This window comes from Duganella sacchari, from assembly GCF_900143065.1.
Lineage (GTDB): Bacteria > Pseudomonadota > Gammaproteobacteria > Burkholderiales > Burkholderiaceae_D > Rugamonas > Rugamonas sacchari.
This window is the reverse complement of record NZ_FRCX01000007.1, coordinates 311,287-328,212: the sequence shown is the minus strand read 5'-3', so window position 1 is coordinate 328,212 and position 16,926 is coordinate 311,287. Positions and strand designations below refer to the sequence as shown.

Annotated in this window: 15 protein-coding genes; 4 read left to right on the top strand and 11 right to left on the bottom strand. The window is 62.2% G+C overall.

Features of this window, described 5'->3' with window-relative positions:
- Positions 1-75 precede the first annotated feature (75 nt).
- Both radA and alr read right to left on the bottom strand, forming a co-directional pair.
- Positions 76-1,452 carry a DNA repair protein RadA gene (radA, locus tag BUA36_RS17840; protein WP_072786653.1) on the bottom strand — a complete coding sequence of 459 codons (1,377 nt, stop codon included), beginning with the start codon at positions 1,450-1,452 and terminating at the stop codon, positions 76-78.
- A 4-nt stretch (positions 1,453-1,456) separates the two neighbouring features.
- Positions 1,457-2,551 (bottom strand): alanine racemase, encoded by a 1,095-nt coding sequence (gene alr / locus BUA36_RS17835; protein ID WP_072786652.1) that lies wholly within the window; start codon positions 2,549-2,551, stop codon positions 1,457-1,459.
- 133 nt (positions 2,552-2,684) lie between these two features.
- Here alr and lplT point away from each other — a divergent pair, with 133 nt between their 5' ends.
- Positions 2,685-3,947, top strand: coding sequence for a lysophospholipid transporter LplT (lplT, locus tag BUA36_RS17830; RefSeq protein WP_072786651.1), 1,263 nt, complete (start codon positions 2,685-2,687; stop codon positions 3,945-3,947).
- Positions 3,948-3,950: 3 nt separating this feature from the next.
- Here lplT and BUA36_RS17825 read toward each other — a convergent pair whose 3' ends face one another.
- The 4 genes from BUA36_RS17825 to tsaB are packed head-to-tail and all read right to left on the bottom strand — an operon-like array spanning position 3,951 to position 7,099.
- Positions 3,951-4,883 carry a DUF1853 family protein gene (locus tag BUA36_RS17825; RefSeq protein ID WP_072786650.1) on the bottom strand — a complete coding sequence of 311 codons (933 nt, stop codon included), beginning with the start codon at positions 4,881-4,883 and terminating at the stop codon, positions 3,951-3,953.
- Positions 4,876-5,940, bottom strand: coding sequence for a uracil-DNA glycosylase (locus BUA36_RS17820; protein WP_072786649.1), 1,065 nt, complete (start codon positions 5,938-5,940; stop codon positions 4,876-4,878). Before BUA36_RS17820 ends, BUA36_RS17825 begins: the two co-directional genes overlap by 8 nt.
- Positions 5,937-6,410 (bottom strand): ribosomal protein S18-alanine N-acetyltransferase, encoded by a 474-nt coding sequence (gene rimI, locus BUA36_RS17815; protein ID WP_072786648.1) that lies wholly within the window; start codon positions 6,408-6,410, stop codon positions 5,937-5,939. The genes BUA36_RS17820 and rimI overlap by 4 nt, the downstream gene beginning before the upstream one ends.
- A complete protein-coding gene (gene tsaB, locus BUA36_RS17810; protein WP_072786647.1) occupies positions 6,407-7,099 on the bottom strand; it encodes a tRNA (adenosine(37)-N6)-threonylcarbamoyltransferase complex dimerization subunit type 1 TsaB in 693 nt (230 codons plus the stop codon). Before tsaB ends, rimI begins: the two co-directional genes overlap by 4 nt.
- Positions 7,100-7,193: 94 nt before the next feature.
- Between tsaB and BUA36_RS17805 the strand changes: the two genes are divergently transcribed.
- Positions 7,194-7,619, top strand: coding sequence for a thioredoxin family protein (locus tag BUA36_RS17805; RefSeq protein ID WP_072786646.1), 426 nt, complete (start codon positions 7,194-7,196; stop codon positions 7,617-7,619).
- On the opposite strand, the gene BUA36_RS17800 is transcribed toward BUA36_RS17805, so the two are convergent.
- From BUA36_RS17800 to BUA36_RS17790, 3 genes are read right to left on the bottom strand one after another with little or no spacing between them, the layout of a single operon-like run.
- Positions 7,620-8,423, bottom strand: a complete 804-nt coding sequence (locus BUA36_RS17800) for a substrate-binding periplasmic protein (RefSeq protein ID WP_072786645.1) — start codon at positions 8,421-8,423, stop codon at positions 7,620-7,622.
- Positions 8,420-10,693, bottom strand: coding sequence for a xanthine dehydrogenase family protein molybdopterin-binding subunit (locus BUA36_RS17795; RefSeq protein ID WP_072786644.1), 2,274 nt, complete (start codon positions 10,691-10,693; stop codon positions 8,420-8,422). The genes BUA36_RS17800 and BUA36_RS17795 overlap by 4 nt, the downstream gene beginning before the upstream one ends.
- Positions 10,694-10,711: 18 nt before the next feature.
- A complete protein-coding gene (locus BUA36_RS17790) occupies positions 10,712-13,831 on the bottom strand; it encodes a bifunctional diguanylate cyclase/phosphodiesterase (protein WP_072786643.1) in 3,120 nt (1,039 codons plus the stop codon).
- Between the two features lie 156 nt (positions 13,832-13,987).
- Here BUA36_RS17790 and BUA36_RS17785 point away from each other — a divergent pair, with 156 nt between their 5' ends.
- Positions 13,988-14,497, top strand: coding sequence for a DUF1993 domain-containing protein (locus tag BUA36_RS17785; protein WP_072786642.1), 510 nt, complete (start codon positions 13,988-13,990; stop codon positions 14,495-14,497).
- On the opposite strand, the gene BUA36_RS17780 is transcribed toward BUA36_RS17785, so the two are convergent.
- Entirely contained in the window at positions 14,498-14,689 is a 192-nt protein-coding gene (locus BUA36_RS17780; protein WP_072786641.1) for a DUF1289 domain-containing protein, read from the bottom strand. It lies immediately after the preceding gene.
- The gene (locus BUA36_RS17775) at positions 14,686-15,243 is read right to left on the bottom strand and encodes a DUF1415 domain-containing protein (protein ID WP_072786640.1); all 558 of its coding nucleotides are present in this window, start codon (positions 15,241-15,243) and stop codon (positions 14,686-14,688) included. Before BUA36_RS17775 ends, BUA36_RS17780 begins: the two co-directional genes overlap by 4 nt.
- 227 nt (positions 15,244-15,470) lie before the next feature.
- On the opposite strand from BUA36_RS17775, the gene BUA36_RS17770 reads away from it, so the two are divergent.
- Positions 15,471-16,859, top strand: coding sequence for a transglycosylase SLT domain-containing protein (locus BUA36_RS17770; RefSeq protein WP_072786639.1), 1,389 nt, complete (start codon positions 15,471-15,473; stop codon positions 16,857-16,859).
- Positions 16,860-16,926: the final 67 nt, after the last annotated feature.

Here is a 16,926-nt window from a genome sequence, read left to right as displayed (position 1 = left end):
ATCGACTAACAATTTCTTGTCCTCTTGGTTACGCAAAATGCACTATTAACGATTACAACACATAACAATACATCGTTATTGGATTTCGCGCAGCTTATTGAAGGCATCATCGATACGATCCACCCCAATAATGGTCATTCCTTCGATCGGCTGCTTGGGCGCATTCGCGGTCGGGATCATCGCAATCGAGAAGCCCAGCTTGGCGGCCTCGCGCAAGCGCTCCTGGCCACGCGGCGCCGGCCGGATCTCGCCCGCCAGCCCCACTTCGCCAAACACCACGAAGCCGCTTGGCAGCGCCTTGTTGCGCATCGAAGAATTAATCGCCAACAGCACTGCCAGGTCGACTGCCGGCTCGCTGATCTTGACGCCGCCGACGGCGTTGATGAACACGTCCTGGTCAAACGCCGCGATACCGGCGTGACGGTGCAGCACCGCCAGCAGCATCGCCAGCCTATTTTGCTCCAGACCGACCGACAGCCGGCGCGCGTTAGGCAGATGGCTGGCATCGACCAGCGCCTGGATTTCCACCAGCAGCGGCCGCGTGCCTTCCTGCGTCACCATCACGCAGGAACCGGGCACCTGGTTGTCATGCTGCGACAGGAACAGGGCCGACGGATTGGACACCCCTTTCAACCCCTTCTCCGTCATCGCAAACACGCCCAGTTCATTGACAGCGCCGAAACGGTTCTTGATGGCGCGCACCAGGCGGAAGCTGGAATGGTTGTCGCCCTCAAAGTACAGCACGGTATCGACAATGTGCTCCAGCACGCGCGGGCCGGCCAGTGCGCCTTCCTTGGTCACGTGGCCGACCAGGATGATGGTCACGCCGGTCTGCTTGGCGGCGCGGGTCAGCTGCGCTGCGCATTCGCGCACCTGGGCCACCGAACCGGGCGCGGAACTCAGCGCATCGGAATACAGCGTCTGGATGGAGTCGATGACCGCCACTTCCGGCTTCAGGTCCGCCAGCGTCCCCAGGATTTTTTCCAGCTGGATTTCCGCCTGCAGTTTCAGATCGCGCGCATCGATATTCAGGCGCTTGGCGCGCAAGGCGATCTGCGCCCCCGACTCCTCGCCGGAGACGTACAGCACCTTCTTCAGATGCGACAGATTGGCCAGGGCTTGCAGCAGCAGCGTCGATTTGCCGATGCCCGGATCGCCGCCGATCAGCACCACGCCGCCCGCGACCAGGCCGCCGCCCAGCACGCGGTCAAATTCCTCGATGCCGGTGCCAAAGCGCGGCACATCGAGCGCGTCGATGTCCGCCAGCGACAGCACCGGCGCGGTCTGCGCCAGCGCCATGTGCGCCGGTTGGGAGTAACGGTTATTGCCGCCCGACTCCACCACCGTCTCCACCATGGTATTCCACTGATGGCAGGACGCGCACTGGCCAGTCCATTTATTCGCGGTGGCGCCGCATTCGTTACAGGTGTAGTTGGTCTTTGCCTTGACCATGCGCTCAGCCCTCGACCACCGGCACGCGCTGCGCCAGCGCACACATCAGCTCATAGCCGATGGTGCCGGCGGCGGTCGCCACTTCGTCGATCGGCATGCCCTGCCCCCACAGCACCACCTTGCTGCCGATGTGTGCTTGCGGCACGGGCGTCAGGTCCACGGTCAGCATGTCCATCGACACCCGGCCGATCAGGCGGGTGCGTACGCCGTCCACCACAATGGGCGTGCCCAGCGGCGCGTGGCGCGGATAGCCGTCCGCGTAGCCGCAGGCCACCACGCCCAGGCGCATCGGCACTTCGGCCTGGAAGCGGCTGCCATAACCCACCACTTCACCGGCGGCGATATCCTGCACGCCGATGATTTCGCTGGTCAGCGTCATGGTCGGTTGCAGGCCGAATTCTTCCGCGGTCGCGCCGCCCGGCGTGCCGCCGTACAGCATGATGCCGGGCCGTACCCAGTCATTTTTCAGATGGTCGTGGTGCAGCAGCACGCCGGCCGAATTCGACAGGCTGCGCGGACCGGGCAAGCCGGCGGCGCCCACTTCGAAGCGGCGCACCTGTTCGGTGATCGGCAACAGCGGATGGTCGACATCGTCTGCATTGGCAAAGTGGGTCATCAGCGTGATGCTGTTGACGCAGGAAATCGCGCTCAGGCGCGCGTGGGCGGCCGCATAGGCCTCCGGCATGAAGCCGAGACGGTTCATGCCGGTATTCATCTTGAGGTGCAGGTCAAAGCGGATGCCGCGCGCGCTCAGTTGCGCCTGTACCGCTTCCAGCCATTCCAGCTGCGCGTTGCAATGGACTGCCGCCTGCAGGTCGTAGCCGGCCATGGTGTGCAAATCCGCCGGACCGAAGAAACCCTCCAATAATAAAATTGGCTTCTTCCAGCCCATTTCGCGCAGCTTGACGGCGTTGTCCACTTCGATCAGCGCCAGGCCGTCAGCGTCGGCAAAACCGCGCATCGCACGTTCCAGTCCGTGACCATAACCGTTGGCTTTCAATACCCCCCAGGCCTTGGCGCCGGGCGATCTGGCCTTGGCCAGCGCCAGATTATGCTGCATGGATTCGATATGAATTGTTGCTAAGATCGGCCTAGGCATACGTCTGTTTTCCGCGAAATAAACTGAGGCGCTATTTTACCGCGTGCAGATCAAGCCGCACTGCTCAATTCTTGGGGATACGATCAAAGCATGGTATAAAGCAAGCCAGATAAGTTTTCAGGCATATCCCAGAATGAATCGTGGTTTTTATACCATCATGGCAGCGCAGTTCTTTTCGTCCCTGGCGGACAATGCGCTGCTTTTTGTTGCGATCGACCTCCTGGTAAATATGAAATCTCCGGGGTGGATTACGCCGCTCCTGAAGTTGTCATTTACCCTCTTTTACGTGCTGTTGGCGGCTTTTGTCGGCGCTTTTGCGGATTCGATGCCCAAAGGCAAGGTTATGTTTATTTCCAACCTGATTAAGGTCGGAGGCTGCCTGCTGATATTCGCGAATGTCCATCCATTATTGGCGTATGCCATTGTTGGTTTTGGCGCGGCGGTGTATTCGCCGGCCAAATACGGCATCCTGACTGAATTACTCCCCGCTGAAAAACTCGTGGCCGCCAATGGCTGGGTGGAAGGCCTGACCGTGCTGTCGATTATTTTCGGCACCGTCATGGGCGGCGCGCTGGTAGGTGGCCGGGTATCGTCTTTCCTGCTCGGTTTTGATATGCCGCTCATCGATACCGGCATCGAAACACCGACCCAGGCGGCGCTGTGCGTGGTGGTCGGCATTTATATGCTGGCGGCCCTGTTCAATACCCGCATTCCAGATACCGGCTGCGTCTACGGCCACCAGGAACGCAATCCGATCAAGCTGATTACCGATTTCGCCAACTGCTTCGGCATGCTGTGGAAAGACAAGCTGGGCCAGATTTCGCTGGGCGTTACCACGCTGTTCTGGGGTGCCGCGCAAACATTGCAATTTATTGTGCTGGAGTGGGCCAACCGTACCCTGCACCTGAGCTACGAACAATCCACCAGCCTGGTGGGGGTGGTGGCCATCGGCGTCGCCGCCGGCGCCGTGATTTCCGCGCGCTTTGTATCGCTGCGCAAGTCGCTCACCGTGATCCCGGTCGGCATTGCCATGGGCGTGATTGTGATGTCGATGACCATGGTGAACTCGGTCAAAGTGGCGTATCCGCTGCTGATCCTGGTCGGCCTGCTGGGCGGCTTCTTCCTGGTGCCGATGAACGCGCTGCTGCAACACCGCGGCCACGTGCTCATGAGCGCCGGCCACTCGATCGCGGTCCAGAACTTCAACGAGAACCTGTCGATCCTGACCATGCTGGCGATGTACTCGCTGATGCTGCGCGCGCACCTGAACCTGGATGTGATCATTCTGCTGTTTGGCCTGTTCCTGGCGGGCACCATGCTGTACATCATGCGCCGGCACCAGGCAAATCAGCGCGAGTTCGATTCGGTCGCGCTGATCGGCGAAGCCAAGCACTAAACCTCAGGCCGGCAGCACACCTTCATGGCGGCGCTGCGCAGCTTGCGCGCGCCAGCCGTCGGGGACAATAAAGCCCCGGCTCTCTTCCACCAGCCATTCCCCTTGCGCCCGCAACACGGCGATCATGACGGGGGCCGCTTGCTCGTGCACGGCCGCCAATAGCTGATCGCGGCCAAGGCCCGATGCGGCCTTGAACGGCGCCAGCCACTGCAGGCGCGGCATCACCGCAAAATGCTGACCGGGCAGGCTTTGCGCCTGTGCTTGCGTCATCCAGAAACCATGGCAGTGCTGTTGCGAGATGCCGGCTATCGGCGGCACGCCGTCCGGATAGAACAGCCAGCCTTTGACCAGCGCCTGCGCTTGCGTGACTGCTTGCGGCAACACGGCCTGCGCGGCCGGGTGCCGGGCCAGCGATAACTGCTTGTCGAAGATTTTGCGCATCTTCACACCCAGCGTATCCGCCAGGTTTGGGCCGATGAGGCCGTTGAAATCCTGGGCAGCGTGGTCGAGCAGGTAGAACTTGGTGGCGAACTCGATGTGGGTCAGGCCGGCGTCGTTTTGCAGCAGGAAGTCGAATTCGCCGATGGTGTCGGTACGGTCGGCGCGCACTTGCAGACCGTGTGCGACCAGCTGGCCATGTTCGGCGAAATAAAAGGCCATCAGCTTTTCTGCATACAGGCCAAGGCGCGAGTAGTGCCGGGTGCCTAGTGCGGCATCCAGCGGCGCCGGATCACGCTCCAGCGCCGTCAGCCAGTCGGTCGTCGCGGGCGGCATGGCTCCCAGTGTGGCGATGCGTCCTTGCCACTGCGGTGCGGCGGGATCGAGCAGGTCTGGCGCATCCAGCAGCCATGCTAGTGCACGCACGTGCGGGTGCGTCAGATGCGGCCAGCGGCTTTCAAACAGTGCTTGAAAGCTGCCAGCCGGGGGCTTAGCCATGGCTGGCTTTCGCCAGGCACAGGTCGGCCCAGGCCTTGGCTTTGTCTTCCGGTTTGCGCAGCAGATCGTCAGGGTGATAGGTGGCGACCACCGGTAATTGTTGCGCGCCGTAGTGCATGACCTTGCCCCGTGCGGCCGGTCCCATCATCAGGCCTTTGGCGGCGAACTGGCCGAAGGTCATGGCCATGGTGGCGCTCGTCAGTGCCAGTTCACGCTCCAGGAACGGGCGGCAGGCCAGAACTTCGTCCGCACCTGGCGTGCGGTCGTCGCCTTCGGGCGTCGTAGGGCGGCATTTGACCAGATTGGTGACGTAGACATCGGACTCCGGCTGGAGTTCGATCGCTTTCATCATATTGTGCAGCAGCTGGCCGGATTCGGCCGACATGGTCTGGCCATCCTTTTCGTCCTGGCGCGACGGCGCAGGGCCGATCGCGACCCAGCGCGCCTGCTCGGCGCCGCGGCCGTTGACGGCGGTGCGGCGGGTTGCGCACAGAGGGCAACGGGTGCAGGTGGCGACGGCCTGCTTTAACGCCGGCCAGTCCATGGCGGCGATGGCTTCGTCGCTGACTGGCTCCGGACGCTCCGGCGCTGGTGCATCGTCAAACCATGCGGTGGATTCGTCTTCCGATGCGGCTGCCGGGGCTGGCGCGGCGGCAGGACGCGCTGCGGCAGGCACGGGGCGGGCCGCAGGCTGGGGCGCCGGCGGCGGCATGGGGGCGTCGTCGAACCAGGCTGTGGAGTCGTCGTCCAGCGATGGTGCCGGTGCGCGTGGCGCAGCGGGCGATGGAATGGGCTGCTGCGCTGCTGGCGACGACGGCGCTTCGACCGGCGACGGCGCGGCGTGACTCAGCGGAGCCGCCGGGGCAGCCATCGCTGGCGTTGCGACCACAACCGCGTCTTGCTGCACAGGGGCGTCCATCACCGGCTCGCCATCCGCCAGCGCCTGAACGGCTGCGGCGAATGGATCGGCCTGCGCCTCCACGCCATTGCGCAACTTCCATTGCACGCCAACTCCCATCTCGTGCAGGAACGCCGTGTTACGTGCCGACTGACTCATACCTCAAAACGCATCACAATCGCGTCCTCGCGCTGCTGGTTGCCCGCCGGGTAATACCCCTTGCGGCGACCTATCTGTTTAAATCCGTAACGCTCGTAAATTTCCAGCGCCCGCGTGTTCGATGGCCGCACTTCCAGCAGCACCGATTCCATGCCCAGGCCACGCGCGCACGCCACGGCCTGGTTCAGCAGGAAGCGCCCCAGTCCCTGCCCCTGCTTCTCGGCCGACACCGCCACGTTCAGCAAGTGCGCCTCATCGACCACCGCCATCAGCAGGAAATAGCCGAGCAAACTACCATCACGGTCACGCAACACCCACGCTTCGTAATTGCTGTTCAGCGAATCGACGAAATTGGCCATGCTCCATGGGTAAGGATAAACGCTTTGCTCCAGCGCGAACACGTCCTCCAGATCGGTGTGCTGCATCGGTTCGTAGTTGAGCCGCGCCAGATCCCAGACGGGCGCCGTCATGCGTTGCCGTCCTTGGTGGCCGCCATTTCGCGGCGCTCGGCCTGCGTGTACGCGACCTTGTTGCGCAGGTACAGCGGCTGGGCGTCGGCAGCCGCCACCGTGCGGCCGGCGGCAAACGCCGCTGCCGCCAGTTGGGCGATCTGCTCCGCATGCGGCATCACCGCGGCAAAGCCACCCGCCGGGAAGGCCTCTGCATACGCCGACAAGCCATTGCCGCAGGCAACAGGCGTACCCTGCGGCCTGACGTCACCGGGCGCCGACAGCACCGGCGCCAACACCGCCACCGGCGCGCCATTCTCAAACCGGTATTGCGCCCAATAGACCTCGCCCATGCGCGCATCCAGCACCACCAGCACCTCGTCGGCGCCGTGCTGCTGATGGCAGGCCAGCGCCATGGCATCCAGCGTCACCACCGGCACCGCAGGCAGCTTGCCGCCGAATGCCAGCCCCTGCGCCACACCGCAGGCGGTACGCACACCGGTAAACGAACCCGGCCCCGAACCATACGCCACCGCATCGCAGTCCTGTAGCGTGATGCCGGCTTCGGCCAGCAGCTCTTGAATCATTGGCAATACTGCCTGGGAATGGGTACGCACGCCGCTGGAGACGCGGCTGGTGACGGCATCGCCCCGCAGCAGTGCGCAGGAAGCGGTTTCGGACGAGGTTTCAATGGCGAGAATAATAGGCATCCCGTATTTTAACCCGGCGCGCTGACAGGCGCGACCCCGCGCGGACAGGTAGAATACGCGTTTTGGCGCCGAGCGCGCTTTTGCTGATCCGACTATGGCTAGCCTGACCCTGAATTCCGAAAACCGCGAAGACGTGGCCGCCGCCCTGGCCGGCGACCGCTGGATCGTCGCCTGCCTGTGCGCCGCCTGGTGCGGCACCTGCGCATCCTACCGCGCCACCTTTGACGAACTGGCCGAACGCCATCCCGACAAATTTTTCGTCTGGATCGACATTGAAGACCAGGCCGACGTGGTCGGCGATCTCGACGTGGAAAACTTCCCTACCCTGCTGATCCAGCACCACGAAATGGTGGCCTTCTTCGGCACCATGCTGCCGGATGTGGGCGTGGCGCACCGCCTGGTGCAGTCCACCGCCGCGCAAAGCGACGCCGACCTGCAGGAACTCATCATCAACAGCGCAGAGCGCGCCCAGTGGCAGCGCGAATGCAATCTGCGTTCACTGCTGCGCGACGCCCTGTAATCAGCGCTTCGATTTCGGGCGCGGCAGCTCCGCCCCCGGAACGCCGTATTTGACAGCCAGTTCCTGCGCAACGCCGTTGCCATTGAGCTTATCGATCCCCTCGTCGAGCACCTCCAGCAAGGCCGGTCCATACACCACATTGCGGCTCACCATGAGGTGGAACGTCGAGCGCGGCAGATCGGGCAGGTAGCCCACGCCGATATTGAGCTTTTCAAAGTCCACCACGCCTTGCGCCCGGTAGCCCAGAGTGACTTCCAGCCGTTCCGGTACGGCGTCACAGCGGTCGTGCTTGAGCTTCTGGAAGGTTTGTGCGAGGTTCTGCGAGCCCATTTCCACTTCCTCGGGCTTGAGCCCAAAACCCGAATAGTTGTAGCCGGCCATGCCGCACAGGCGGACCTTGTTCAGGTCGGCCGCCGCATGGATCGCCGGGCGTGGCCGCTCCTTGTCATAGAAATAGACCAGCTGTTGCTGGTAATACGGTTTCGACACCAGATAATTTTGTGAACGCTCAAGACTGTTGGAAGCATCGGTCATCATGTCGTAGATGCCGCGCTGGGTCAGCTCCATGCAGCGCTTCCAGGGTACCAGATCGATGGTGTAACGCAGGCCGCGCTCGATGAGGCTATGCTGCAAAAAGTCGATCGTATAGCCTCTCAGCTTATTGTTGCTGGCCTTGTCGGTGTACATGAACGGCGGCCATTCCGCGCTCTGCGCACACACTTTGATGACCTGGTCTTGCGCCAGTGGCGCAGCAGACAGCTCGCCGCTGCCCAGTAGAACCAGGAGCGGGAGCAGCGGCTTCATAGTTTCAGCGGCAGGCTGCGCAGGCGCTTGCCCGTCAGCTTGAAGACCGCATTGGCCACGGCCGGTGCGATCGGCGGCGTGGCCGGTTCCCCCATCCCCTCCGGATGGGCCGCACTCGGCATGATGATGGTGTCCACCTCGGGCGCCTGGTTCAGGCGCACCACCGGGTAGTCATGGAAGTTAGTCTGTTCAACCTTGCCCTCCCTGATCGTCACCTCGCCAAACAGCGCCGCCGACAGGCCAAACAGCACACCCGATTCCGCCTGCTGGGCGATGATATTCGGGTTCACCGCCAGGCCGCAATCGACCGCGCAGACCACGCGATGCACGCGTATCTCCGTACCTTCCACCGACACCTCGGCCACCTGCGCAACGATGGTGCCAAACGACTGATGCAGGGCCACGCCGTGCGCCCTGCCCGCTGGCGCCTTACCGGCCTTTGCCACCGCCGCATTCAGCACCGCCAGGTGACGCGGATGCTGGAGCAGCAGGCCACGGCGGAACGCCACGCCATCCTTGCCGGCCGCATGCGCCAGCTCGTCGATGAAGCTCTCCTTGAAGAAGGCATTGTGCGAATGGCCGACCGAACGCCAGTAACCCAGCGGCACCGCGCTGTCCACGATCACGTGGCGGATGCGCTGATTGGGGAAGTGGTACTGCATATCGAATTCGCCTTCGGCCGTGGTCTTGTCCGGCCCACCGGGCGGCAAACCCAGGTTACGCTTGAAGAACTGGTGCGAAATCGCGCCGCTGGCCGACTTGTTATCGTAGCCCAGCACATTGCCCTGTGCATCCAGCGTCGCACTGAAGCGCGCCAGCGCCGCCGGGCGGTAGACATCATGCATGGTATCGTCCTCGCGCGACCAGATCAGTTGCACGGGGTGGCCGTCGGCCTGCCTGGCGATGGCCACGGCTTGCGCGATCATGTCCACATCCAGCCTGCGGCCAAAGCCGCCACCCAGCATGGTGACGTGCAGCTCGACATCGCCCGCCGCCACGCCCGCCACCTTGGCGGCGACATCCACCGCAAAGCCTGGCGACTGCGTCGGCGCCCACACGCGCACCTTGCCACCCTTGACCTGCGCCGTGCAGTTGATGGGTTCCATGGCCGCATGCGCCAGATACGGAGCGCGGTATTCGGCATTGACGGTGTTGGCGACACCGGCGGCCTTGCCTTCCACCACATTCATATCGCCAGCCTTGTAGTAGGCATAGCCGTCTTCGCTATCCAGCTGATGCGCAAAGCCGGCATAGATGGCGGCGCTGGACAGGCCGGCCAGCGGGCCGTCATGCCACTGAACATCCAGCGCCAGCGCGGCCTGCCTTGCCTGCCAATAGCTCCTGGCGATGACGGCCACGCCGGCACCGGCACCAGTCTTCTCCGCCAAGGCACTGGAATAATCGACCACCTTGACCACGCCCGGCATTTTGAGCGCGGCAGCACTGTTCACGCCAGCCACCGTGCCGCCAATCACGGGCGACATGCGTACCGCCGCATACAGCATGCCCGTTGGGCGCACGTCGATACCAAAGATGGCCGAGCCATTGACCTTGGATGGCGTGTCGCGGCGCGGCTGCGGATGGCCAATCAACTTGAACTGTTCCGGGGACTTGAGCCGCACTTCGCCCGGCGCGGCAGTCACCGCGCGCTCGGCCAGCGCGCCGTAGGCCAGGCGGCGGCCATCGGCATGTGCGACAAAGCCGTTGCCTGTGTAGCAGTCTTCGGGACGTACCGACCACTCGGCAGCAGCCGCCGCGACCAGCATGGCGCGCGCTGCGGCGCCGGCTTCACGCATCGGTTCCCATGCATCCTTCACGCTGGACGAGCCACCCGTGATCATCAGCCCCAGTTCGCGCGCCACCTTGCCGACGATCCAGCTCACGGTGGCTTTCAACCGCCCCGTATCGTCAGGGTGGAAGGGCAGGCCGTCCTTGAGCATGGCGATGTTGCCGAAGATCTTATCGATAGGCGCCTGCACCACCTGCACTGCGGACAGCGGCACATCCAGCTCCTCCGCCACCAGCATCGGCAAGGCGGTGTAGACGCCCTGCCCCATTTCGCTGCGCGGCATGGCGACCGTCACGGTGCCGTCCTTGCCGATGCCCACCCAGCCATTCAGCGCCACGCTGCCATCGTGGACCGGCAAGGGAAGCGCGGCGTTCAGGCGCTGGCGCGGCGGCATCACGCCCCAGCCCACCACCAATGCGCCCGTCACCGCCACGCCGCCCAGAAGGAAGCGCCGCCGCGAAGTGTTCTTCACTCCCTGCATTCCAGTATCTCCGTGTATTTATTTTTGCCAGCGGCTCAGCATATCATCCGCCGCCAGTGGACGGCTGTAGAAGTAACCCTGCGCCAGGTTACAGCCGTGGCGCAGCAGGAAGGCCGCCTGCTCTTCGGTCTCCACGCCTTCCGCGATCACCGACAGGTTCATGCTCTTGCCCAGCTGGATAATCGCAATCGCGATCGCTTCGTCATTGACGTCGGTGGAGATGTCCTTGATGAAGGAGCGGTCGATCTTCAGCGTCTGCACCGGCAGCTGCTTCAGATACGCCAGCGACGAATAGCCGGTACCAAAATCGTCAATCGCCAGCGCCACGCCGATCGAGTGCAGGTCGTTGATGAAGACCATGGCGTCGCCGGTGTTCATAATCACCGACTCGGTCACTTCCAGCTGCAGGCGCTCCGGCTCCAGGCCGGTGTCGTGCAGGATGTCGGCCACCATGTTGACGATGCTGCCGCGCTCAAACTGCTTGGCCGACAGGTTGACGGCGATCTTGGGCACATGCAGCCCGGCTTCCTGCCAGCGCACCATCTGCCGGCAGGCTTCATGCAGTACCCACTTGCCCAGCTGGTTGATAAAGCCCGTGTCCTCGGCCAGCGGGATGAAGCGGATCGGCGGGATCAGGCCCAGTTCCGGATGGTTCCAGCGCACCAGCGCCTCCACGCCCACCAGACGGCCCGTGTCGATTTCCACCTGCGGCTGGTAGTTGAGGAAGATCTCTTCCTTCTCGATGGAGCGGCGCAGGAAGGTCTCCAGACGCAGGCGCTCGACACCCTCGCCTGTCATTGACGGCGCGTAGAAACTGAAGCCATTGCGGCCGCGCGCCTTGGCCTGGTACATGGCCACGTCGGCGTTACGGATCAGCATATTCAGATCGGCGGCATCGTCCGGGAACAGGCTGATACCGACACTGCAGGTCACAAACAGCTCGTGACCGGCGACCATGAATGGCTCCTCAAACATCTGCACCAGTTTTTCCGCAACCTGGCTGGCGCCGTACTGGTTGTCGATGTCTTCCAGCAGCACGATGAATTCGTCACCGCCCAGGCGTGCCAGTGTATCGCCTTCGCGCAGACGCTCGGTCAGTGCGTGCGCCACCTGCTTCAGCAGCTCGTCACCGATGTGGTGGCCCAGCGTGTCGTTGACGTTCTTGAAGCGGTCCAGGTCAATGAACAGCAGCGCCAGCTGCTCGCCGTCGCGCGAGGCGCGCTGCAAGGCGTGCTGCAGGCGGTCATGGAATAGCAGGCGGTTCGGCAGCGCGGTCAGTGGATCGTGGTGCGCCAGATGGTCCAGCTTCTCCTGCGACTCCTTGGCCTTGGTGATGTCGCTGAACACGCCCACATAGTGGGTGGTGTGGCCGCTGGTGTCGCGCACTGCGCTCACGGTCAGGTATTCCAGATACAGCTCGCCGTTTTTGCGCAGGCTCCACAACTCGCCGCGCCAGAAGCCGTGCTCCAGCTGCTCCTCCCACATGCCCTCGTAGAACGCGGGTTCATGGCGGCCAGAGCGCGTCAGCGTGCGGTCCTTGCCGACCGCTTCCAACTCGGTATAGCCGGTAATCAGCGTGAAGGCCGGATTGACGGCGACGATGGTGCCCTCTTCGTCCAGCACCACCACGCCATCGGCAATGTGCTCGATCACAGTGGCGGACAGGCGCAGTTTTTCTTCCGCTTCCTTGCGCTCGGTGATATCGGCAAACACCCAGATGCTGCCTTCGTTGGCGCGGTTATTGTCCAGCGCATAACCGCTGACCAGGCACCAGAATACGCTGCCGTCCTTGCGGCGGTACTGGCGCTCTTCGCTGAAATAATCGCCCTGCGACAGCGACGGGTATTGGCGCGCGCCCGACGATTCGTAATCCAGTCCATCCAGGAACAGCATGAAAGTGGACGCCCCGCCCATCTCGCCCGGCCCGTAGCCGAACAGTTCTTCGCAGCGGCGGTTGACGGAGACGATGGTGCGGTTACGCACGAACATCACGCCAAACATCACGTTATCCAGAATCGCACTCTGCTCGGCAAGCAGCGCTTCGATACGCATCTCGTTGTGCTTGCGCTGGCTGATGTCGGAGATGATGCCGTCCACCCACGGCGCGTTTTCATCGCCTTCGGATGGCTGCGGCTGGCCGTTCTCCTGCACCCAGCGCTCGGCGCCGGCGGAATCGGTGATGCGGTATTCGATTTCGTAGGGCTGGCCGTCGCGGATGGCCTGGCCGATCACGCGGCGCTGCTTCTTGCGGTCTTCCGGCGCGATCAGGTTGGTCCAGGAGTGTGTGGTGCTGCGCATGAACTGTGCGGCCGAATAACCGGAGATGTCTTCAATGGCGTCCGACACAAAGTCGATCGGGCCGTCCGGACGGAAGCGGAACACGGCGCCCGGCACCTGCGTCACGATGGTGCGGAAACGTTCCTCGCGCTGGCCGATATCTTCAAACAGGCGCTTGATCGCCACCCGCATCTGCTCCAGCTGCTGCGCCAGGCGGCCCAGTTCATCGCTGCCGGTGACATCGAGCCGGGTTTCAAAGTCGCCATGCGACAGCCGGTCCGAGAAGCGCATCAGCTTGCGCAGCGGCTTGATCAGGCGAGAGTTCAGGAACAGCACAATCAGCAGCAGCGATACGGTCAGCTGCGCCGCCAGCACGAAGACATAGGACAGCTGCTTCTCGCGCAACTCCTGTTGGCTGCGCGCATCGTCCATCTCGACCATGATGCGGCCGATGCGTTCGCCGCGCACGAGGATTTCGCGCTCAGCGCGGTACACATTACCGCTGGCCACCCGCGGCGAGCGCACGTGCATGAACTGGGTGTCGGCCTGGCCCACGACCTGGACTTGCAAGACCGAACGGTCGCGCATCACCGATTCAACCAGCGAATGGGCCGATTCGGCATTCATATTCCACAGGGATTCCTGCATGCCCAGCGCCAGGATGTCGGCATTGCGTTGCAGCGATTCCTGCAGCGAGGCGCGCGCCGACTGCTGCTCGTGCACGCCGATCAGCAGATAGCTGCCGATAATCGCAGGGATCACCAGGCCACCAAACACCACCAGCAGCAGCGCACCATAGATGGAAAGACCATACAACGCGCTCAGGCGTAAGCGCAATCTCTGGTAAATGGTGCTAGTCATGCACGGGTACGGCAAATGGGTGAATGGGCATCGTCGCTCTGGGGCTTATTACTTGGTGGAATTATGCACGGAAAAAACCTTAAAAAGTCACGCACAAGCAAAAAACCTCTAGCCGCGCTATGATCGCGACTCTTTTTTAACACATAGGAATCCGCCATGACCACCTTCTCCATGTACTCCGCCTCCATTCCTGTGTTCAAGCAGATCCTGAACAGCCTGCATGCCATTCTGGACAAAGCCGAAGCGCACGCCACCGACAAGAAAATCGACCCGGCCGCGCTGCTGCAATACCGCCTGTTCCCGGACATGCTGCCGTTCACGCGCCAGATCCAGATTGCCTGCGATTTCGCCAAGGGCGCTGCTGCGCGCCTGGGCGGCCTGGAAGTGCCGTCGTATGAAGACAAGGAAACTTCGTTTGCCGATCTGAAAGAGCGCATCGTCAAGACGCTGGCCTACATCGACAGCGTGCCGCAAGCGCAGATCGAAGGCAGCGAAGGCCGCGCCATCACCACCGGCAGCGGCGAGAAGACCAAGCACTTCGTCGGCCAGACCTATCTGTTCCACTACGCGCTGCCGCACTTCTACTTCCACGCCACCACCGCCTACGACATCCTGCGCCACAACGGCCTGGAAATCGGCAAGAAAGACTTTATCGGTAGCTACTGATCAGGTATTCCGGCGCGGGTAGCCCTGCGCCAGGATGCGCTGCCAGACCACTTCCTTCTGCTCGGCTGTCATCGACACCCAGTGCGCCACCTCGACCACGGTACGGCCGCAGCCGCGGCAGATCTCGTCGAAGGTGGTGGAGCACACTGCCACGCATGGGGTGTCCGGGCGGATGGGCAGATCACCGCTCATGGCTTCTCCATGAGCTTGTCCCAGCCATCGTGGCCGAGTTTTTCCAGATTCTCGATATTCTTGTCAAAAATATCCGACGCTTCCGGGAACGCCTCCACCGCGCGGTCGATGCTGTCTTCGCGCAGCAGGTGCAGGGTGGGATAAGGCGAGCGGTTGGTGTAGTTGCTGATATCATTTTTATCGGTATCGGCAAACTGGTAATCCGGGTGGAAGCTGGCCACTTGCAGGAAGCCGTCCAGGCCCAGCTCTTCCAGCGCGGCGTCGGCGACGTCGAGGAACTCGTTGTAGTCGAAGAAATCGGTCAGCACGTTCGGATGGATCAGCAGCGTGGTGTCGATTCTTTCCGGATCGGCGTCCGCCAGGTGCTGCAACTCTTCCATGAGTTTTTCCAGCAGCTCTTCCGGCGTTTCCGCCTCGCTCACCACATAACGTATCTGCTTCTTGACGTGCACCGCCTTGGCGAACGGGCACAAATTCAGGCCAATCACGGCTTTTTCCATCCAGTGCACAGTGTCGGCAATGACCACGTCGCGGTCGATGGCTGGGCTACTCATATTGCAATTCCTCGGTAACTACGCAAAAACAGAATTGTACGCACTCTTTGCCGCATCTCCTATTTCCGTCAATTTGCAGCGATCTCGCGCTTATTTCACTGGAATTATTGCTTATAAGAATTTGTCATAAGGGTGACATATTTCTTGACTCGACGGAGCGACCTTCGTACACTCCACGTTTAATTCATAGTCCACGCGATGTTTCTTGTCGCCAACCATGGAAAACTATGCAAGCACGAATTCCTAAATCCGCAGCTTTGGCAGCACTGATGGCGCTACTGGCGCCCGCGCTGGTCCAGGCCTACGATGAGGCCCCGGGCCTGCCGACGGTTACCACCGCGCTGTCCCCCCTGCCGAAATCCCCCCTCCCCGATATCTCCTCCCTGAAAGTCAACAAGCCGGCCAAGATGGTCGACGAAGAAGCTTTCCGCGAAAAAGACGTCTGGGGCCGCATCCGCAGCGGTTACGCGATTCCCGATGTGAACAACGAGCTGGTTGCCAAACACGTCAACTGGTACGCCACCCGCCCGGACTACATCGCCCGCACCACCGCGCGCGCCTCGCTATACCTGTTCCACGTCGTCACCGAGCTGGAAAAGCGCAATATGCCGACCGAACTGGCGCTGCTGCCGTTTATCGAGTCGGCTTTCAACCCGAACGCGCTGTCCAGCGCCAATGCCGCCGGCATGTGGCAGTTTGTGCCCGGCACCGGCCGCGACTTCAACCTCAAGCAGGACGCCTTCAAGGACGAGCGCCGCGGCATTCTGGCCTCGACCGACGCCGCCCTGACCTATCTGCAGCGCCTGTATGATATGTTTGGCGACTGGCAGCTGGCCCTGGCCGCCTACAACTGGGGCGAAGGCTCGGTTCAGAAAGCCATCAAGCGCAACCAGGCGGCTGGCAAACCGACCGATTTCGAAAGCCTGGCCGACCTGATGCCGGCCGAAACCCGCAACTACGTGCCAAAATTGCAAGCAGTGAAGAACATTGTTGCCAATCCGCAGCAATATGGCCTGAACCTGCCGCTCATCGACAACTCGCCGTACTTCATGGCGGTCGATAAGACGAGTGACATCGACCTGACCGTGGCAGCCCACCTGGCCGAGCTGTCGGTGGACGAATTCAAGGCGCTGAATCCGCAATTCAAGCGTCCGGTGATTACCGGCGACGAGCAGACCAAAATCCTGCTGCCGAAAGAAAACGCCGAGAAGTTCCACCTGAACCTGTCGCAATGGACCAAAGAGCTGTCGACCTGGACCACGCACAAGATCACCAGCGCGCGTGAAAGCATCAGCACGCTGGCGTCGCGTTTCCATACTTCGCCAGAAGTGATACGCCAGGCCAACAACATTCCGCAGAAATCCGTGCTCAAGGCCGGTTCGACCATCCTGGTGCCGAAGATTTCCACCTCGGCCAGCGTCGACATCTCGTCGGACATCGCCGAGAACGCCACCGTGGCCTATGAGGCGGAACGCAGCAATAATGGCAAATCGGCCAAAGGCTATAAACTGGCCAAAGCCGGCAAGTCGGACAAGTCCAGCCCGGTGGCACTGGTCAAGGCACGCGTGTCGCGCGATGCCGCAAAATCCAAATCCCATCGCAAGACCAGCCACTGACGCGGGCTACGGGCCGTGACTGCAACAATCCAAAGGTTGCGGTCGCGGCTTACAAGTCCTACAATCT